Here is a 16,975-nt window from a genome sequence, read left to right on the forward strand (position 1 = left end):
ACGCTCCTCGTCGGCTCAGCGGCAGGCCGCCGCGGCGGCAAAGCCCGCCGGGCTGGGCGGATGCGGCAGCGCGCGGCGCGAGACCTGCCCGCCGCTCAGCCGCACCGCGATCACGCGCTGCCAGTCGGGATCGGCCAGCAAAAGCTCGGGCGTGACGCCACAGGTCCGAAGGCCGCCCGAGATGACATCCTTGCCGATCCGGTGGTTGGTCAGCCCCTCGGCCACGGCCACCGGCACCAGGCGCCCGGCCTCGAGCCGCCAGATCCGCAGCACCCGCGCCCGGTGCGGGCGGTCGATATAGGCAATCTCGACCCGGCCGTCGCCGTCGAGATCGGCCGCCCCGGCCGGGGCGAGCCAGCGATAGGGCTGGCCAATGAAGGGCGTCGCCGCGATCAGCCCGTCAGCGCCATAGACCGACAGACGCGCGCCCCGGGAGAGGTCGGTTTCGACTGCCAGAACCTCGGGGGCGCCGTCGCCGTCGAGATCCGCGAGCCGGGGCGCCAGATCCTCGAAGACCCGGGTGTCGGGCAGGACGATCCGCCGGGTTCCGCCCGCCGACAGGCGCAGCACGAGGCTGCCCCATTCCAGACCGTCGCCCAGCACCCCGTGATCGTAGCGCGCTGTCGGGTCGGCATAGCGGGCCGCGGCAATCCGCGCCGAGGCCCCGTCGCGGGCGGAGACAGGCACGGCCCCGGCCAGCAGGAACGCGGCCGCCAGCAGGGCCGCGCCGCGCATCAGATCTGTTTTTCGGGCATCTGCACGATCAGCCCGTCCAGCGCATCGGTCACCTTCAGCTGGCAGGTCAGGCGCGAGCGCTTGGGGTCGGTGGCATAGGCGAAGTCCAGCATGTCCGCCTCCATGTCCTCGATCGCCGGAAGCCGGTCGACCCAGTCGGGATGGACATAGGCATGACAGGTCGAACAGGCGCAGGCCCCGCCGCAATCGGCGTCGATCCCGGGAATGGCGTTGTCGCGCGCGCCTTCCATCACTGTCAGCCCGTTGGCCACCTCGATGACATGCTCGGTGCCGTTATGTTCGATATAGGTGATCTTCGCCATCGCTGTCCCCTGCTCATAGCCCTCTGTCGCGGCCGGGATAGTCGAGCCTTGCCGCTTTTTCCAGCGAAAGCGGAAAGGCTTGCGCGCACGCCCATGTGTTCTATTTTTGTTCTCATGGCTGCCCGTCCCTACGACCCCGAAATGCCGCCCGCGCCGGACTGGCCTCGCCCGCCCCGGGCGATCCCGCACGGGCTGCTGGACCTGCCGCCCTCCGGGGCGCGGGTGACGGTGGCGGGGCTGGTGCTGGTGCGACAGCGGCCGGGCACCGCCAAGGGCGTGATCTTCGTCACGCTGGAGGATGAAACCGGCGTCTGCAACGTGGTGGTCTGGGCCAAGGTGTTCGAACGGTTCCGCCGGGCGGTGATCGCCGCCCGGCTGATGCGGGTGACGGGGCGCGTCCAGCGCGAGGCGGGCGTGACCCATGTGATCGCCGAGCATGTCGAGGACATCTCCGGGATGCTGGACGACCTGCTGCGCCCCGATCTGTGCCGGGCGGGCGACCAGCCCTCCTAAGCCAGCCGCCCCCACCGACGCCGCAAAAGAAAGGGGCGCCCGTGGAAAGGCGCCCCCAGACGACCCGGAGGGGTCATATCCGAACCGGCCTATTCCGCGACCGACAGCGCGACGAAGCGCGGCTCGCCCTGGCGGCGGACCAGCAGCAGCAGCGACTTGCGCCCGGCGTCCCGCGCCTCCTCGATCCGTTCCTGCAGATCGGCAGCGGTCGCGACCTTGCGCTGCCCGGCCTCGGTGATGACATCGCCCGAACGGAGCCCCTTGGCATAGGCCTCGCCGGTCTCGTCGATATCGGTCACGGCCAGCCCGTCGGTCACGGTGCCGACACCCAGCTGGTCGCGCAGCTCGTCGGTCAGCGGCACCAGCGTCATCCCGAGGACCTCGGCCGCTTCGGCTTCGGGCGCGGAGGGCGCGTCCGTGCCCGGGGCCGCCCCTCCTTCGGCGGTCTCGCGCCGTCCCAGCGTCACCAGCAAGGTCTGAGTCTTGCCCTGGCGGAAGACAATCACCCGTACCGCCTTGCCGACCGGCGCATTGCCCACCTGGCGCACCAGACCGTGGGTGTCCTGCACGTCCACGCCGTCGAAGGACAGGATCACGTCGCCCGACTGCATCCCGGCCTCGGCCGCCGGGCCTTCGGGCACGTCGGTCACCACGGCGCCCCGCGCCTGATCGAGCCCAAGCGCCTCGGCCATGTCGGGCGTCACATCCTGGATCCGCACGCCCAGCCAGCCGCGCCGGGTCTCGCCGAATTCCTTGAGTTGCGAGACGACATTGGCCACCACCTCGGAGGACATCGCAAAGCCGATCCCGATCGAGCCGCCGGTGGGCGACAGGATCGCGGTATTCACGCCGACGACCTCGCCGTCCATGTTGAAGAGCGGCCCGCCCGAATTGCCCTTGTTGATGGCGGCATCGGTCTGCAGGAAATCGTCATAGGTGCCGCTGAGCGCCCGGCCGCGGGCCGAGATGATCCCGGCCGAGACCGAAAACCCCTGCCCCAGCGGGTTGCCCATCGCCATCACCCAGTCGCCGACGCGCATCATCTCGCTTTTGCCGAAGGGCACGAAGGGCAGCGGCTTGTCGCTTTGCACCTTCAGCAGCGCGATGTCGGTATTGGGGTCGGTGCCGACCACCTTGGCCTCAAGCGTGCCGCCCTGAAAAAGCTCGATCTGGATCTCGTCGGCCTTCTCGATGACGTGGTTGTTGGTCACGATGTAGCCGTCTTCCGAGATCAGAAAGCCCGAGCCCAGCGCCTGGCTGCGTCGCGGCGGCATGTTGGGGCTGCCGTCGGGGTTCATGAAATCGCGGAAGAAATCCTCGAAGGGCGAGCCCTCGGGCACCAGCGGGTTCGGCCCGGCATGGCCCTCGATGGTGGTCGAGGTGGTGATGTTGACCACCGCCGGGCTGACCTTGTCGGCAAGATCGGCAAAGCTTTCCGGTGCCGCGCGCGCCAGGGCCAGACTGGCCTGCGCCAGCAGGAGCGCCGCGCCCAGCATCAACGCCCAGACCGGACGCAGCCGTGCGGGCGACACGCCCCGGACCGAAAGGGAGATGGCCTGCGATGTCACCGATATGTCCTCCTGGAAGATATGCCAACGCCCCCAGCACAAGGGACCGACGCCTGTGTCTTATGCGGCCTTGGGCGGCCTGCACGCAATACGGGTGCTGGCGCAGCCGCCTCAACAGGCCGTGAGCAGCGCCGGACCCGAGTGTTTCATCCCCCGAGCGATCGGGCAACCCAGACGATTGCGGTGCCCAGCGCCACCGCCCCCAGACCGATCGCCCGCCGCGTCTCGAGCGGGATGCGGCGGATCAGCTCCAGCGCCTGTTCCAGGCGCCAAGGGGCCAGTGCGAACACCAGCCCCTCGAAGACCAGGGCCATCCCGAGCCCCAGGACAATCATGTCCATCCTCAGTTGGACGTCGGGGCCTGCGCCGGAGCCGGGGCGGCCGCAGGCCGGTCGGCCTGCCTGAGATACTCGAAGAACTCGCTGTCAGGCGACAGCACCATCGACGCCTTCCCCTTGCCCAGCGCTTCCTTGTAGGCGTTGAGCGAGCGGTAGAACTCGAAGAACTCCTCGTCGGCGCCGAAGGCCTCGGCGAAGACCCGGTTCCGCTGGGCATCGGCCTGACCGCGGATGATCTCGGATTCGCGCCGGGCATCCGACACAAGCTCGACCACGGTCCGGTCGGACTGGGCGCGGATGCGCTGCGCCGCCTCATCGCCGCGGGCGATTTCGTCGGCAGCCTCGCGTTCGCGTTCGGCCCGCATCCGCGCGAAGGTCGCCTCGAGGTTCTGTTCAGGCAGGTCAGTGCGCTTGAGCCGAACGTCCACGATCTCGAGCCCCAGCCCCTGCGCCTCTTCGGCGGCGGCGTTGCGGATCCGCATCATCAGCGCGGCCCGGTCGGAACTGAGAATGTCGTTGGACGAGACCGACCCCAGCACCTCGCGGGTATTGGCGCGCAGCACGCTGTCGAGCCGGTCCTCGGCGGCGCGGATGCCGCCCACGCCGACCGCCTGACGGAACTGGACCACATCGGCGATCCGGTAGCGGGCGAAGGCATCGACCACCAGGCGGCGGTCGTCCGAGGGCGTCACCTCCAGCGGGTCGATATCGCGGCTGAGGATGCGGTCGTCATATTTCACCACTTCCTGGATCAGCGGAACCTTGAAGGCGAGCCCGGGCTCGGCCTTGACCGCCTTGACCTGGCCGAACTGCAGCACCAGCGCGCGTTCGCGTTCGTCGACGATGAAGACCGACGACAAGGCGGTTGCACCGACGAGGATCGCCAGGGGGATGAGGAATGCCGATTTCTTCATGGATCAGTTCCCCCCTCTGGCGGAATCGGTGCGGCGAAGATCGTTCAGGGGCAGGTAGGGCACCACGCCGCCCGGTCCGGTCAGGTCCTTGTCGAGCATGATCATGTCGACCTTGCCCAGCACCTCTTCCATGGTTTCCAGATAGAGCCGCTTGCGGGTCACCTCGGGCGCCTTGGTGTATTCGTCCAGCACCGCGGTAAAGCGGCTGGCCTCGCCCTCAGCCTCGTTGACGACGCGGGCACGATAGCCCTCGGCCTCCTCGAGGATCTGCGCCGCCTCGCCGCGCGCACCGGCGACGACGCGGTTGGCATAGGCATCGGCCTGTTTCTCAAGCCGGTCGCGTTCCTGTTCGGCGGCCTGCACCTCGCGGAAGCTGTCGATGACTTCCTTGGGCGGGTCGGCCTTGTCGAAGTTCACGCGCACGACGTTCATGCCGGAATCGTAGCTGTCGAGCGTCTGCTGGATCAGGTCCGTCAGCCGCGAGGCGATCAGGCCCCGGTCGCGGTTCAGGATCGGCGCCAGTTCGGACTGGGCGATGATCTCGCGCATCGCCGATTCAGACACGGCACGGATGGTCTGGCGCGGGTCGCGCAGGTTGAACAGGAACTTCGCCGGATCGTTGATGTTCCACACCACCTGGAAGTCGATATCGACGATGTTCTCGTCGCCGGTCAGCATCAACCCGGCATCGGCGCCGGCCCGGCCCACGCCCATGTCCTCGGTCTGTTCGCGGGTGACCGGGATCACCTCGGCGCTGACCACCGGCCAGGGCGCGAAGTTCAAACCCGGATTGCCGGTCTGCAGATAGCGGCCGAGGAAAAGCTCGACCGACTGCTCTTCCGGCTTGACGGTGTAGAACGAGGCCCAGGCCCAGGCCACGCCCGCCGCCAGCACCGCCAGCGCGACGCCGGTCCGGGTGAATTTGGGGCCGCCCCCGCGTCCGCCGCGCCCGCCCATCAGGACGCGCAGCTGTTCCTGGCCCCGGCGCATCAGCTCGTCGATTTCAGGGATCTGGGGCGGCTCGTCGCCCGGGCCGCGCCCTCCGCCGCCCCGGTTGCCTCCGCCGCCCTGTCCGGAGCCTCCGCTCCCCCAGGGACCGCCACTATTTCCAGCCATATGGGGTCTTACCTCTTGTCTTGCCCAATCTCGTTCTCGTGTTCGCGATGTCTGCTGTAACTGGTCACCGCGCGCCCGAATTCAACCCGTCCGGACCGGCGCCTTCATCGTCACCAGCTCTTCGGCCATGGTCGGATGCACCGCGACCGTCCGGTCGAAGTCCTCCTTGGTCGCGCCCATCTTGATCGCGACCGCCGCAAGCTGGATCATTTCCGCCGCGTGATCGGCCACGATATGACAGCCCAGAACCCTGCGGCTGCCGGTCTCGACGATCAGCTTCATCATCACCCGGTCGGGCCGCCCGGCAAAGCCCGACTGCATCGGCCGGAAGGCAGTCGAATAGACCTCGATCGGGCCGTGGCTGCGCGCTTCTTCCTCGGTCATGCCGACCGCGCCGTATTCAGGCTGGGTGAAAACCGCACCCGGCACCAGCTCGTGATCGGCGCGGGTGGGGTTGGCCTTGAACACGGTCTCGACAAAGGCCGCGCCCTCGCGGATCGCGACCGGGGTCAGCGCGACCCGGTCGGTCACGTCGCCCACCGCATAGACCGAGGGCACCGAGCTTTGCGACCAGGCATCGACCTCGACCCCGCCATTCGGCTTCAGCCGCACGCCCGCCTCTTCAAGCCCCATGCCATCGGTATTGGGCCGCCGCCCGGTGGCGAACAGCACCGCGTCGAAGACCGCGTCGCGCCCGTCGGTGGCCTTGACCCAAAGCCCGTCCTCGACCTGGTCGATGCGCTGGACGTTACAGCCGACGCGCAGGTCCACTCCCTGGGCGCACATCGCCCCGGCGATATGGCCGCGCGCCTCGTCGTCGAAGCCGCGCAGGATCTGCGCGCCGCGATAGAACTGCGTGACCTCGACCCCGAGCCCGTTGAGGATGCAGGCAAACTCGCAGGCGATATAGCCGCCGCCGACGATCAGGATGCGATCTGGAAGGCGTTCGAACAGAAAGACGTCGTTCGAGGTGATCGCCAGATCGGACCCCGGAAACTCGGGCACGAAGGGGCGCCCGCCGGTCGCGATCAGGATATGGCGCGCGGTCTTCTCGATGCCGTTGGCCAGCCGGACCGTATGCGGATCGGCCAGTACCGCGCGGCTGTCGAAGATCTCGACGCCCGCGCGCTCGAGATTGCCCCGGTAGACGCCCTCGAGCCGGGTCAGTTCCTCGTCGAGCCGCGCCCGGAAGACCGGCCAGTCGAACTCGCCGATCTGAGCCTGCCAGCCATAGGCGCGGGCCTCCTCGACGGCGCCCGGATAGCCCGAGGCGAAGACCATCAGCTTTTTCGGCACGCAGCCCCGGATCACGCAGGTGCCGCCCATCCGGTATTCCTCGGCCAGCCCGACCCGGGCGCCAGCCTCGGCAGCCGCCAGCCGCGCCGCGCGCACCCCGCCCGAGCCGCCGCCGATGACGAAAAGATCGTAGTCGAAGCTCATGCGGCCCCCTCAGAGATCTGCGAAGAGATTGTCGCTTTCGGCCATCTCGACCCGGGCCTCCTCGCTGCCCTCGGCATCGCGCAGCTCGGCCCGTCCGTCGGGATGGCCGATCACCACCGCGTCGCAGATGTCGATGAACAGCCCGTTCTCGACCACACCCGGAATCTGGTTCAGCACAAGCGCCAGCTGGCGCGGATTGCCGATCCGGCCCAGATGCAGGTCCAGAACCAGATTGCCCTCGTCGGTCCGAAACGGCGTCTCGCCCGCCATCCGGAGCGTGATCTCGCGCCCCAGAACGTCAAGCCCCTCCAGCGCCTCGGCAATCAGCTTGCGGCTCGCCGTCCAGCCGAAGCCGATCACCTCGACCGGCAGCGGAAACGCCCCAAGCTGGGCCACCGCCTTGGCGGGATCGGCGATCACCACCATCCGGTCGGACGCGGTCGCCACGATCTTTTCCTGCAGATGCGCGCCGCCGCCGCCCTTGATCAGGTTGAAGGCCAGATCGAATTCGTCGGCGCCGTCGATGGTCAGGTCGAGCCAGCGCGCATCTTCAAGGCTGACCACGTCGATGCCGACCTCGCGGGCCAACGCCGCAGTCCGGCTCGAGGTCGGCACGGCGGTGATCGAAAGGCCCTCGTTGCGGACCCGCGCGCCGAGGCTTTTCACCAGCCAGGCGGCGGTCGAGCCGGTGCCGAGCCCGACGCGCATGCCGTCCTCGACCAGATCGGCCGCGCGGCGCCCGGCGACGTATTTTGCCATTTCTATGGGGGAAAGCTCTGCGCCCATGGTCCCACTCCTCTTGCAGTCCCAGCCGTTATAGACGCCCACCGCCAGCGCGGCGAGGCCGAATTGCCCGGCGCGCAGGGCGGGTTGCGAGAAAGCGGGAAAGACAAGGAGAGGGTCGTCGGGGCCGCGGCCGTCCATTCCGGCGCCGACCGGACCCCGGGGACCAGACTGGCAGGGGAGACTTGCCGTGGGGTTACCGATCCGCGCGGAGCGCCGCGATCACCCCCTGCAGCATCTCGGAAAAGCGCGCGCGGTCGCCGGGCGCAAGGCGCGCCAGCGCGCGGGCATTGACCTCGGTCGCGGCCTCGGTCGCGGGCGCCTCCAGCGCGCGGGCACGGTCGGTCAGCCGCACCCGGCGCGCGCGCCGGTCGGCCGCGTCGGGTGCGCGCGCGATCAGCCCGTCGCGTTCCATCCGGTTCAGCGTGTTGGCCATGGTCGCCTGTTCCACATCCAGCCGCTCGACCAGATCGCGCTGGGTCAGCCCGTCTTCGCGCCAAAGCTCCAGCAACACCATGAACTGCCCCGGCATCAGCCCCAGAGGCGCGATCCGCCGGGTCAGCGCCGCCGCGAACAGCCGCGCCATGTGGTTGGCGAGATATCCCGCCGAGTCGTCCTTGTCGAAACTCATGGGCCGTTCTGGCATTGCATAGCCCGCTATTCAATGCCATATTACATAGCAAGCTATCCATACAAGGGAATCGTCATGGAACCGAAACCAACCGAAAGACTGCCTGCCCCAGGACTGCATGCCGCCGCCGGCACGCTGGGCCTCGGTCTCATCGCCTGCTTCTGGCTGTCGACGCTGGGCGCCGAGCTGTTCGGCACGACCACCCAGATCGCGGCGGTCAAGACCGCGATCCCCTACGGGCTTGTCCTGCTGGTACCCGCTCTGATCGCCGCCGGGGCGGGCGGCGCCCGGCTGGCGCAGCATCGTCGCGGCCCGCTTGTGGCCCGCAAGACCCGGCGGATGCGGATCGTCGCGATGAACGGCCTTCTGATCCTCGTGCCGTCGGCCCTGTTTCTGGCGCGCAAGGCAGAGGCACAGGACTTCGACGCGGCCTTCATCGTCGTGCAACTGGCCGAGCTTGTCGCGGGTGCGGCCAACCTCATGCTGCTGGGCGCCAACCTGCGGGACGGCCTCGCGATGCGCGGTCTTCGCCCCGCATTGCGCTGAGCGCCCGCCGAAGGTCGCTTTCGGAATGGACTTGCGCCCGCCGCACGCCACCTTGAGCGGAAAGGGAGACGCGCATGTACCTGTCCGTTTTCGACATCTTCAAGATTGGCATCGGCCCCTCCTCGTCGCATACGATGGGGCCGATGGTGGCGGCCGCGCGGTTTCTGGACAGCCTGCGCGGCTCGCCCTTTCACCCGGTGGGCCTCCGCGCCTCGCTGCACGGGTCGCTGGCCTTCACCGGCATCGGTCATGCCACCGACCGGGCCGTGATCCTGGGGCTCGACGGGGTCACGCCCGAGGCCTATGACGCCGCCGCCGCCGAAACCGCGCTGGCACGGATCCGGGCCACCGCCGAGGTGCGGCCCGGTGGGCTGCCACCTTTGCGCTTCGACCCGGCGACCGATCTGGTCTTCGATTACGAAAGCCCCCTGCCCGGGCACGCCAACGGCATGACGCTTTCGGCCACCGACGCCCAGGGCGACGTGCTGGCCACCGAAACCTATTATTCGATCGGCGGCGGCTTCGTGCGCACCGAAGCCGAGCTTGCCGCGGGCGACCCGGTCGATCAGGGCTGCGAAGGCCCGGTCCCCTTCCCCTTCGGCAGCGCAGCCGAGATGCTGGAGATGGCGCGCGCCTCGGGCCGGTCCATCGCCGCGATGAAGCGCGCGAACGAACTGGCGCGGATGAGCCCCGCCGCGCTCGAGACGGGGCTTGCGCGGATCTGGTCGGCGATGTCGGACTGCATCGAGCGCGGACTTGCCACCGATGGCGGCCTGCCAGGCGGGCTGGGCATCCGCCGCCGCGCCCATGCGATCCACAGCGCGCTGATGGCCGAGCGCGGCATGAACCTGACGCCGCCCCACACCATCAACGACTGGATGAGCGTCTATGCCATGGCCGTGAACGAAGAGAACGCGGCCGGCGGGCAGGTGGTGACGGCGCCCACAAACGGCGCGGCCGGGGTGGTGCCTGCCACGATCCGCTACTGGCTGAGCCATGTGCCCGCCGCACAGCCCTCGAAAATCGGGGATTTCCTGCTGACCGCGGCTGCGGTCGGCGGGCTGATCAAGCATAACGCGTCGATCTCGGGCGCTGAATGCGGCTGTCAGGCCGAAGTGGGCTCGGCCTCGGCGATGGCGGCGGCGGGATTGGCGGCGGTGATGGGCGGCACCCCCGAACAGGTCGAGAACGCCGCCGAAATTGCGCTGGAACACCATCTGGGCATGACCTGCGACCCGGTTAAGGGGCTGGTGCAGGTGCCCTGTATCGAACGCAACGGGCTGGGCGCGATCAAGGCGGTTTCGGCGGCGTCGCTGGCGCTGCGCGGCGACGGACGGCATTTCGTGCCGCTCGACGCCTGCATCGAGACCATGCGCCAAACCGGCCGCGACATGAGCGAGAAATACAAGGAAACCGCGCTGGGGGGGCTTGCGGTCAACGTGCCGAATTGCTGACCGGACGCAAAGGGCGCGCCCGGCCCCGATCGGCTATCCGTTCATCTTGGAGAGTTTCTGCTGCAATTCGGCAAGCTGCCGCTTGATCTCGTCCAGCTCATTCGGCCCGCCCTCGTCATCGTCCTCGCCAGGACCTGAACCGCCTGCCCAATTGCCCGTCATCGCCTTCAGAAACGCCTCCTGCTGGGCCTGAAGCGCCTCGAAACCGGGCATTGCCATCGGATTGATGCGACCGAAATTCTCGATCATCTTCGACTGCCCGTCGCGCAGCATCTCGAAGCTTGCGGCCAGGAATTGCGGCACCACGCTTTGCGCCGAGGTCGTATAACTGCGCACGAGATCGTTCAGCACGTTGATCGGCAGGACGCTTTCGCCCTTGCTTTCATGTTCGGCGATGATCTGCAGAAGGTATTGGCGCGTGAGATCGTCGCCGCTCTTCAGATCGACGATCTTCACGTCCCTGCCCGACCGGATCACCTTGGCGATGTCCTCCAGCGTCACGTAATCGCTGGTCTCGGTGTTGTAGAGACGTCGGCTGGCATAGCGCTTGATCAGCAGCGGCTCTTTCGCGTCGGTCACGGACTGTCCTCCTCCCCCCGGTGACTGCAACGCCCATGGCGCGGCGCCCCATGTTGCAGCGCAGAGAGCTTAGGCGCGCCCGCAGCAAAAAGAAAGGGTGGGCACGCAAAGTGCCCACCCTTCCGGAACTGGTCCGGCGACAGGGAGGAGTGGTCGGCCGGACGCTCCGGCCGATCAGGCCTTGTCGGCCGCCATGGTCGCGGTGGCCTTCTTGGCGGTCTTGGTCGCCGTCGCGGTGGCTTTCTTCATCGCCGAGGTCGCATCCTCGGAGAAGTCCTTGCCCGCGGCCAGCATCAGCTCGACGGTTTCCATCTGAACCTTCTTCGCCACTTCCGCGAATGCGGCCATGTTTTCGGCCGCCATCTCGGCCGAGGACGACGCGAAGTCGGTCATGGCCTTGGTGTAATCGGTGGGCTCGTCCTTGAGCGTGGTCACCTCGCCGACCTTGGACAGGGTGTCCTTGGTCCACTTGGCGGAAATCTCGGTCGATTTCTCGGCGGCCTCAAGCGCGACCTTCGACATCTTCTCGGCCAGGGCCGCCTGGGTCTTGAAGGCGTCCTGCATGGTGGTCGGGTCCATCGAGAACGCCGACATCATGTCCTGCATCATCTTGGTGAAATCTTGTGCGTCAGCCATGGGTCTCTCTCCTCTTACGGGCATCAAGCGCCCGAACTCTGCTGTGATCCGAGGATTAAGATACACGCTGCACCGCAGCATTTCAAGATGTTTATGCTGCACTGCAGCATTTCTGGCAAGCCTCGGATTCAGGACGCCTTTTCACCCAGAACATAGGTCCCGGGGGCATCGCCGAGCGGCGCGCGCGCTCCGACTCCCGGATCTCGGGCGGGAATCTGCTTGCCCGAGCGGCGTTTCAGCCAGGCCTCCCAGCGCGGCCACCAGGACCCTTCGGTGAACTCGGCGCTCTCGCGCCAGGCCGCGGCCGACAGATCCTTCATCGGCGCATCGTTGACGTAATGGCCGTATTTCTTCTTGTCGGGCGGGTTCACGATGCCCGCGATATGCCCCGACTGCGACAGGATGAAGGTCTTGTTGGTCGACCCCATCTTGCGTACGCCCTCATAGCTGGCCGCCCAGGCCGCGATATGGTCGGTCTCGCAGGCCACCGCGCAGAGCGGCAGCCGCACCTCCGAGATATGCACCCGCTCGCCGCAGATCTCGAACCCGTCGCTGGCAAAGCGGTCCTCCTGACAGAGCCCGCGCAGATACTCGACCACCATCCGCGCCGGCAGATTGGTGGAATCCCCGTTCCAGTACAGCAGGTCGAAGGCAGGCGGGGCCTCACCCATCATGTAATTGCGGATCGCGGGCCGGTAGATCAGGTCATTCGACCGCAGGAACGAGAAGGTCCGCGACATGAAGAAACTGTCGAGAAACCCCTTCTGCGTCACCTCGCGCTCGATCCCGTCGACAAAGTCGTTGTCGAGAAAGACCCCGACCTCGCCCTGGTCGGAAAAATCGGTCAGCGTCGTGAAGAAGGTGGCCGACCGCACCGACGTGTCGCCGCGCTTCTGCATCAGCGCCAGCGTCAGCGCCAGCGTCGTGCCAGCGATGCAGTAGCCGACCGCGTTGACCTTGTCCTCGCCGGTGATCGCCTTCACCTCGGCGATGGCGGCCAGGTAGCCCTCCTGAACGTAGTCGTCCATGCCGACCTCGGCATAGCTGGCATCGGGATTGACCCAGGACACCACGAAGACGGTGTAGCCCTGCCCGACCAGCCAGCGGATCAGCGATTTCGGCGGGGTCAGGTCGAGGATGTAGAACTTGTTGATCCAGGGCGGGAAGATCAGAATCGGAGTGGCATAGACAGTCTCGGTCGTGGGCGCGTACTGGATCAGTTCCAGCATCCGGTTGCGGAACACGACCTTGCCCGGCGCGGTTGCCAGATTGCCGCCCACCTGGAAGGCCTCGCGATTGGCCAGCGTCACCAGAATTTCGCCGTCATTGGCCTCGATGTCGCGTACGAGGTTTTCCAGCCCGTCGACCAGCGACTGCCCGTCGGTCGCCACCGCGCGCTCCAGAGCCTCGGGATTGGTGCCAAGGAAATTCGCGGGCGACATCAGATCGACGATCTGCTGGGTGAAATACTCAAGCCGCTTGGCGTCGCGCGGCGCGAGCCCGTCGATATCCTTGACGGCGTTCGAGATCGCCTCGGCGCTCATCAGGTATTGCTGCTTGATGTAGTTGAAATACGGATGCGTCTGCCAGAGCGGGTTGGAAAAGCGCGGGTCCTTCGGGGTGTTGTCGGTCGGCGCCTGCAGCTTGCCGCGGGCCAGCGCCTCCTGCGCCTCGACGAAATGCTTCAGCGCCTTGCCCCAGTAGGACACCTGATGCTCGATCAGCTTCGAGGGGTTCTGCATCATCTCGGTCACGTAGGCGGCGGCCGCCTTCATGTAGAGATCGTGCCCCGGCGCCTGCAGGTTCGGATCGATCCGCCGCTTTTTCGCCACCGCAGCGACCAGACGCTCGGTCAGGTCTTCCATCTTGGCGATGTTCTCGTTCAGCCGTTCGAGATTGGTGGCCGACAGTTCAGCTTTCGTTGCATCTTCTTTTGTTGTCACGGCGTTGTTTCCCCCTTAACCTTCGCAGATGCAGCATGGGCGCCCAGCCGACCGTTGTGGCCGGCCCCCGATATACCATCGCAGATGGAGTGGCGAATGAAATTCATGACGACCTACGACCTGATGGAAACCGCGCGCAACACGAACCAGTGGTTCGGAGCTACCGCCCGCGCGCTGGGGTCCTATCCGGCCGTCGCCATGGTTCCCTCCCCGCTCTTCCGGATGGTCGCCGCCTGGGGCGAGGTCACCGAACGCACCTTCGCCCGCATGGTGGCAAAGCCCGACTGGAACATCAACACCGTGGTGGGTGCCGACGGGCGCGACCATATCGTTTCGGTCGAGAAATGCGTGACCCGGCCGTTCGGCGATTTGATCCATTTCAAGGTGCATGGCCGACCGCAGATGCGGCGCCGGGTGATGCTGGTGGCGCCGATGTCGGGGCATTATGCCACCCTGCTGCGCTCGACCGTGGCGAGCCTTCTGCCCGATTGCGACGTCTACATCACCGACTGGCACAATGCCCGCGACATCCCCGTGTCGCAGGGCAAGTTCGACATCGAGGACTACACGCTGTACCTGGTCGATTTCCTCAAGCATCTCGGCCCCGACACCCATGTCATCGCGGTCTGCCAGCCCGCGCCGCTGGCGCTGGCCGCGACGGCCTATCTCGCCGGGGAAGACCCTGCAGCCCAGCCCCGCACCCTGACCCTGATCGGCGGGCCGATCGACCCCGATGCGGCGGCCACCGACGTCACCGATTTCGGCCGGCGGGTCACGATGGGCCAGCTTGAACAACTGGTGATCCAGCGGGTCGGGTTCAAGTATGCGGGGGTCGGGCGGCTGGTCTATCCGGGCATGCTGCAACTCGCGTCGTTCATGTCGATGAACGGCGACCGCCACACCCGCGCCTTTTCCGAACAGATCCTGCGCACGGCAAAGGGTGAGTCGGGCGATCACGACAAGCACAACCGCTTTTATGACGAGTATCTCGCGGTGATGGACATGACCGCCGAATTCTATCTTTCGACCGTCGACCGTGTCTTCAAGCGGCGCGAGATCGCGCAGAACGTCTTTTCGGTCGACGGGCGCAAGGTCGATATCGCGGCGATCACCGATGTCGCGGTCAAGACTGTCGAGGGCGCCAATGACGATATCTCGGCGCCCGGCCAGTGCATCGCGGCGCTGGACCTGCTGACCGGGCTGCCGGCGCACAAGAAGGCCAGCCATCTGGAACCCGGGGCGGGCCATTACGGCATCTTCGCGGGCAAGAGCTGGCGCAACAATATCCGCCCGCTGGTGCTGGACTTCATCGACGCCAATTCGGGCGATCCGCAACCGGCGCGGGCGCATCTGAAATCGGTCTGACGCGGGACCGCGCCCGCTGGGCGCGGGCGCCTGCGGCGCGCGGGTATTTGGACCAAGAAGAAGACCCGAAGCGCCGATCCCGCGCGCGAACGGTCAGGTGACCTCGAGGATGGCCGTCTCGATCAGGGCAAACGTTTCGGGCGTCGAAAAGCGGTGATCGGCGCCCTTCACCAGCGTCAGTCGAAGATCGGGCGCCTCGATCCGGTCGAGCAGGCGCAGCGCGACGCTGAGGTCCACATCCTCGTCGGCGGTGCCTTGCAGGAGCCGCACCGGTACGTTGAACGCGAGGGGCGCGCGCAGCACGAGGTTCCGGCGTCCGTCCTCGATCAGGCGGCGGGTGATGACATAGGGGCTGTCGGCATAGGCCGAGGCGATCTGGATCCGGCCCGCCGTCATCAGGTCATGCCGCTGGGCCTCGGAAAACCCGGCCCACATGCTGTCCTCGGTGAAATCGGGCGCGGCGGCGATGCCGACCAGGCCCGCCACGCGATGGGGCAGCGCCCGCGCCAGCAGAAGCGCGATCCAGCCACCCATCGACGAGCCCACCAGCACCTGCGGCCCTTGGGTCAACACCTCGAGCGCGGCGCGCGCATCGGCCGCCCAGTCGCCGATGGCGCCCTCGTCGAAACGGCCCGAGCTTTGGCCATGGCCGGAATAGTCGAACCGCAGGAAGGCGCGGCCCTGCGCCCGCGCCCAGGTTTCGAGATGGGTGGCCTTGGTACCCTCCATGTCCGACATGAAGCCACCGAGAAAGACGATGCCGGGCCCCTGCCCTTCGCTGCGGTGATAGGCCAGACGGCGGCCATCGGGCGTGGTCAGCATCTGCGGTTCGGTCATCGGTCCCGGCCTCCTTCGCGGTCTTCTTTTTCTGCGCCCGGACGCTAGGCGCGCGGCCCGGCAGAGGCAAGGCCCGGCGGGGCGGCGGGCCTTGCGGAGACCGCCGAATTGGAGTTTTCTCCGGCCATGACTGGACCCCGTTTCACCCCGCTCGTCGACAGCCTTCCCGCCACCGTGCCGTTCGTCGGCCCCGAAACGCTGGAGCGCGGCCGCGGTCGGCCGTTCCGGGCGCGTCTCGGCGCCAATGAAAGCCTTTTCGGCCCCTCGCCGAAAGCTGTCGCCGCGATGCAGGCCGCGGTGCGCGAGGTCTGGAAATACGGCGACGCCCAGAACCACGAGCTGCGCCTGGCGCTGGCCGAGGCGCATGGGGTCGCGCCCGACTGCATCATGGTCGGCGAGGGGATCGACGGGCTGCTGGGCTATCTGGTGCGGCTGGTGGTCGGTCCGGGCGACGCGGTGGTGACCTCCGAAGGGGCCTATCCGACCTTCAACTACCATGTCGTGGGCTTCGGCGGCGCGCTGCACAAGGTGCCCTATCGCGACGACCACGAAGACCCGGACGCGCTGATCGGCAAGGCCGCCGAACTGGGCGCCAAGCTGGTCTACCTGTCGAACCCCGACAACCCGATGGGCACCTGGCTTCCGGCCGGGCGGGTGCAGGCGATGATCGAGGCGGTGCCCGAGGGCACGCTGATGGTGCTGGACGAGGCCTATGTCGAATTCGCCCCCGACGGCACCGCGCCCGCCATCGACCCCGAGGATCCGCGGGTGATCCGGTTCCGGACGTTCTCCAAGATCCACGGGCTGGCCGGAGCGCGGGTGGGCTATGCCATCGCCGCCGCACCGCTGATCGCGGCCTTCGAGAAGGTGCGCAACCATTTCGGCATGTGCCGGATCAGCCAGGCCGGGGCGCTGGCCTCGCTGGCCGACACCGCCTGGCTGGCCGAGGTCAAGGCCCAGGTGGCCGAGGGCCGTGCCATGATCGCCCGGATCGCCGAGGCGCACGGGCTGACCCCCCTGCCCTCGGCCACCAATTTCGTGACGGTCGATTGTGGCGCCGACGGCGATTTCGCGCGCCGGGTGCTGGCCGAACTGACCGAACGCGATGTCTTCGTGCGGATGCCCGGGGTGGCGCCGCTCGACCGCTGCATCCGGATCGCGGCCGGCCCCGAGGACCAGCTGGCAGTGCTGGCCGAGGAGTTGCCGAAGGCGCTGGCGGCCGCCCGGGGCTGAGGCCCCCACGTTTACCCATCG

At 67.5% G+C, this 16,975-nt stretch carries 18 protein-coding genes; 5 read left to right on the plus strand and 13 right to left on the minus strand.

Translation table 11 applies throughout. From position 1 onward, the window contains the following. Positions 1–15: 15 nt before the first annotated feature. Positions 16–735: an FG-GAP repeat domain-containing protein gene (locus tag C8N38_RS03370; RefSeq protein ID WP_108023949.1), complete on the minus strand. Its 720-nt coding sequence runs from the start codon at positions 733–735 to the stop codon at positions 16–18. Next, positions 735–1,058 (minus strand): 2Fe-2S iron-sulfur cluster-binding protein, encoded by a 324-nt coding sequence (locus C8N38_RS03375; RefSeq protein ID WP_108023951.1) that lies wholly within the window; start codon positions 1,056–1,058, stop codon positions 735–737. Before C8N38_RS03375 ends, C8N38_RS03370 begins: the two co-directional genes overlap by 1 nt. A gap of 93 nt (positions 1,059–1,151) precedes the next feature. Between C8N38_RS03375 and C8N38_RS03380 the strand changes: the two genes are divergently transcribed. Continuing rightward, positions 1,152–1,571: an OB-fold nucleic acid binding domain-containing protein gene (locus C8N38_RS03380; protein ID WP_425440012.1), complete on the plus strand. Its 420-nt coding sequence runs from the start codon at positions 1,152–1,154 to the stop codon at positions 1,569–1,571. A gap of 89 nt (positions 1,572–1,660) precedes the next feature. Here the strand turns inward: C8N38_RS03380 and C8N38_RS03385 are convergent, their stop codons facing one another. The 7 genes from C8N38_RS03385 to C8N38_RS03415 form a co-directional block, all read right to left on the minus strand. Then, positions 1,661–3,139, minus strand: coding sequence for a Do family serine endopeptidase (locus C8N38_RS03385; protein WP_425440013.1), 1,479 nt, complete (start codon positions 3,137–3,139; stop codon positions 1,661–1,663). Between the two features lie 146 nt (positions 3,140–3,285). Beyond that, positions 3,286–3,480, minus strand: a complete 195-nt coding sequence (locus C8N38_RS03390; RefSeq protein ID WP_108023953.1) for a DUF2065 domain-containing protein — start codon at positions 3,478–3,480, stop codon at positions 3,286–3,288. A gap of 2 nt (positions 3,481–3,482) precedes the next feature. Then, positions 3,483–4,391 (minus strand): protease modulator HflC, encoded by a 909-nt coding sequence (hflC, locus tag C8N38_RS03395; RefSeq protein ID WP_108023955.1) that lies wholly within the window; start codon positions 4,389–4,391, stop codon positions 3,483–3,485. A gap of 3 nt (positions 4,392–4,394) precedes the next feature. Next, entirely contained in the window at positions 4,395–5,507 is a 1,113-nt protein-coding gene (gene hflK / locus C8N38_RS03400) for an FtsH protease activity modulator HflK (protein ID WP_108023956.1), read from the minus strand. A gap of 81 nt (positions 5,508–5,588) precedes the next feature. Beyond that, positions 5,589–6,947 (minus strand): glutathione-disulfide reductase, encoded by a 1,359-nt coding sequence (gor, locus tag C8N38_RS03405; protein ID WP_108023958.1) that lies wholly within the window; start codon positions 6,945–6,947, stop codon positions 5,589–5,591. Between the two features lie 9 nt (positions 6,948–6,956). Then, a complete protein-coding gene (gene rpiA / locus C8N38_RS03410) occupies positions 6,957–7,733 on the minus strand; it encodes a ribose-5-phosphate isomerase RpiA (protein ID WP_108024450.1) in 777 nt (258 codons plus the stop codon). A 193-nt stretch (positions 7,734–7,926) separates the two neighbouring features. After that, positions 7,927–8,361, minus strand: coding sequence for a MarR family winged helix-turn-helix transcriptional regulator (locus C8N38_RS03415; RefSeq protein ID WP_108023960.1), 435 nt, complete (start codon positions 8,359–8,361; stop codon positions 7,927–7,929). Between the two features lie 75 nt (positions 8,362–8,436). Here C8N38_RS03415 and C8N38_RS03420 point away from each other — a divergent pair, with 75 nt between their 5' ends. Then, the gene (locus C8N38_RS03420) at positions 8,437–8,907 is read left to right on the plus strand and encodes a hypothetical protein (RefSeq protein ID WP_108023962.1); all 471 of its coding nucleotides are present in this window, start codon (positions 8,437–8,439) and stop codon (positions 8,905–8,907) included. A gap of 74 nt (positions 8,908–8,981) precedes the next feature. Next, positions 8,982–10,361 carry an L-serine ammonia-lyase gene (locus C8N38_RS03425; RefSeq protein ID WP_108023964.1) on the plus strand — a complete coding sequence of 460 codons (1,380 nt, stop codon included), beginning with the start codon at positions 8,982–8,984 and terminating at the stop codon, positions 10,359–10,361. Positions 10,362–10,394: 33 nt separating this feature from the next. On the opposite strand, the gene phaR is transcribed toward C8N38_RS03425, so the two are convergent. From phaR to C8N38_RS03440, 3 genes are all read right to left on the minus strand, one after another. Further along, positions 10,395–10,940, minus strand: a complete 546-nt coding sequence (gene phaR, locus C8N38_RS03430; RefSeq protein ID WP_108023966.1) for a polyhydroxyalkanoate synthesis repressor PhaR — start codon at positions 10,938–10,940, stop codon at positions 10,395–10,397. Positions 10,941–11,114: 174 nt separating this feature from the next. Then, on the minus strand, positions 11,115–11,576 hold the full coding sequence (locus C8N38_RS03435) for a phasin family protein (RefSeq protein WP_108023968.1): 462 nt from the start codon (positions 11,574–11,576) through the stop codon (positions 11,115–11,117). Between the two features lie 128 nt (positions 11,577–11,704). Continuing rightward, on the minus strand, positions 11,705–13,519 hold the full coding sequence (locus C8N38_RS03440) for a PHA/PHB synthase family protein (RefSeq protein ID WP_425440014.1): 1,815 nt from the start codon (positions 13,517–13,519) through the stop codon (positions 11,705–11,707). Positions 13,520–13,615: 96 nt separating this feature from the next. On the opposite strand from C8N38_RS03440, the gene phaZ reads away from it, so the two are divergent. After that, complete coding sequence (gene phaZ, locus C8N38_RS03445) at positions 13,616–14,884, plus strand: polyhydroxyalkanoate depolymerase (RefSeq protein WP_108023970.1); 1,269 nt, start codon at positions 13,616–13,618, stop codon at positions 14,882–14,884. Positions 14,885–14,977: 93 nt separating this feature from the next. On the opposite strand, the gene C8N38_RS03450 is transcribed toward phaZ, so the two are convergent. After that, positions 14,978–15,721 (minus strand): alpha/beta fold hydrolase, encoded by a 744-nt coding sequence (locus C8N38_RS03450; protein ID WP_108023972.1) that lies wholly within the window; start codon positions 15,719–15,721, stop codon positions 14,978–14,980. Positions 15,722–15,847: 126 nt separating this feature from the next. On the opposite strand from C8N38_RS03450, the gene C8N38_RS03455 reads away from it, so the two are divergent. Continuing rightward, complete coding sequence (locus tag C8N38_RS03455; protein WP_108023974.1) at positions 15,848–16,954, plus strand: pyridoxal phosphate-dependent aminotransferase; 1,107 nt, start codon at positions 15,848–15,850, stop codon at positions 16,952–16,954. The last annotated feature ends 21 nt before the right edge of the window (positions 16,955–16,975 follow it).

The organism is Rhodovulum kholense, assembly GCF_003053725.1.
GTDB lineage: Bacteria > Pseudomonadota > Alphaproteobacteria > Rhodobacterales > Rhodobacteraceae > Rhodovulum > Rhodovulum kholense.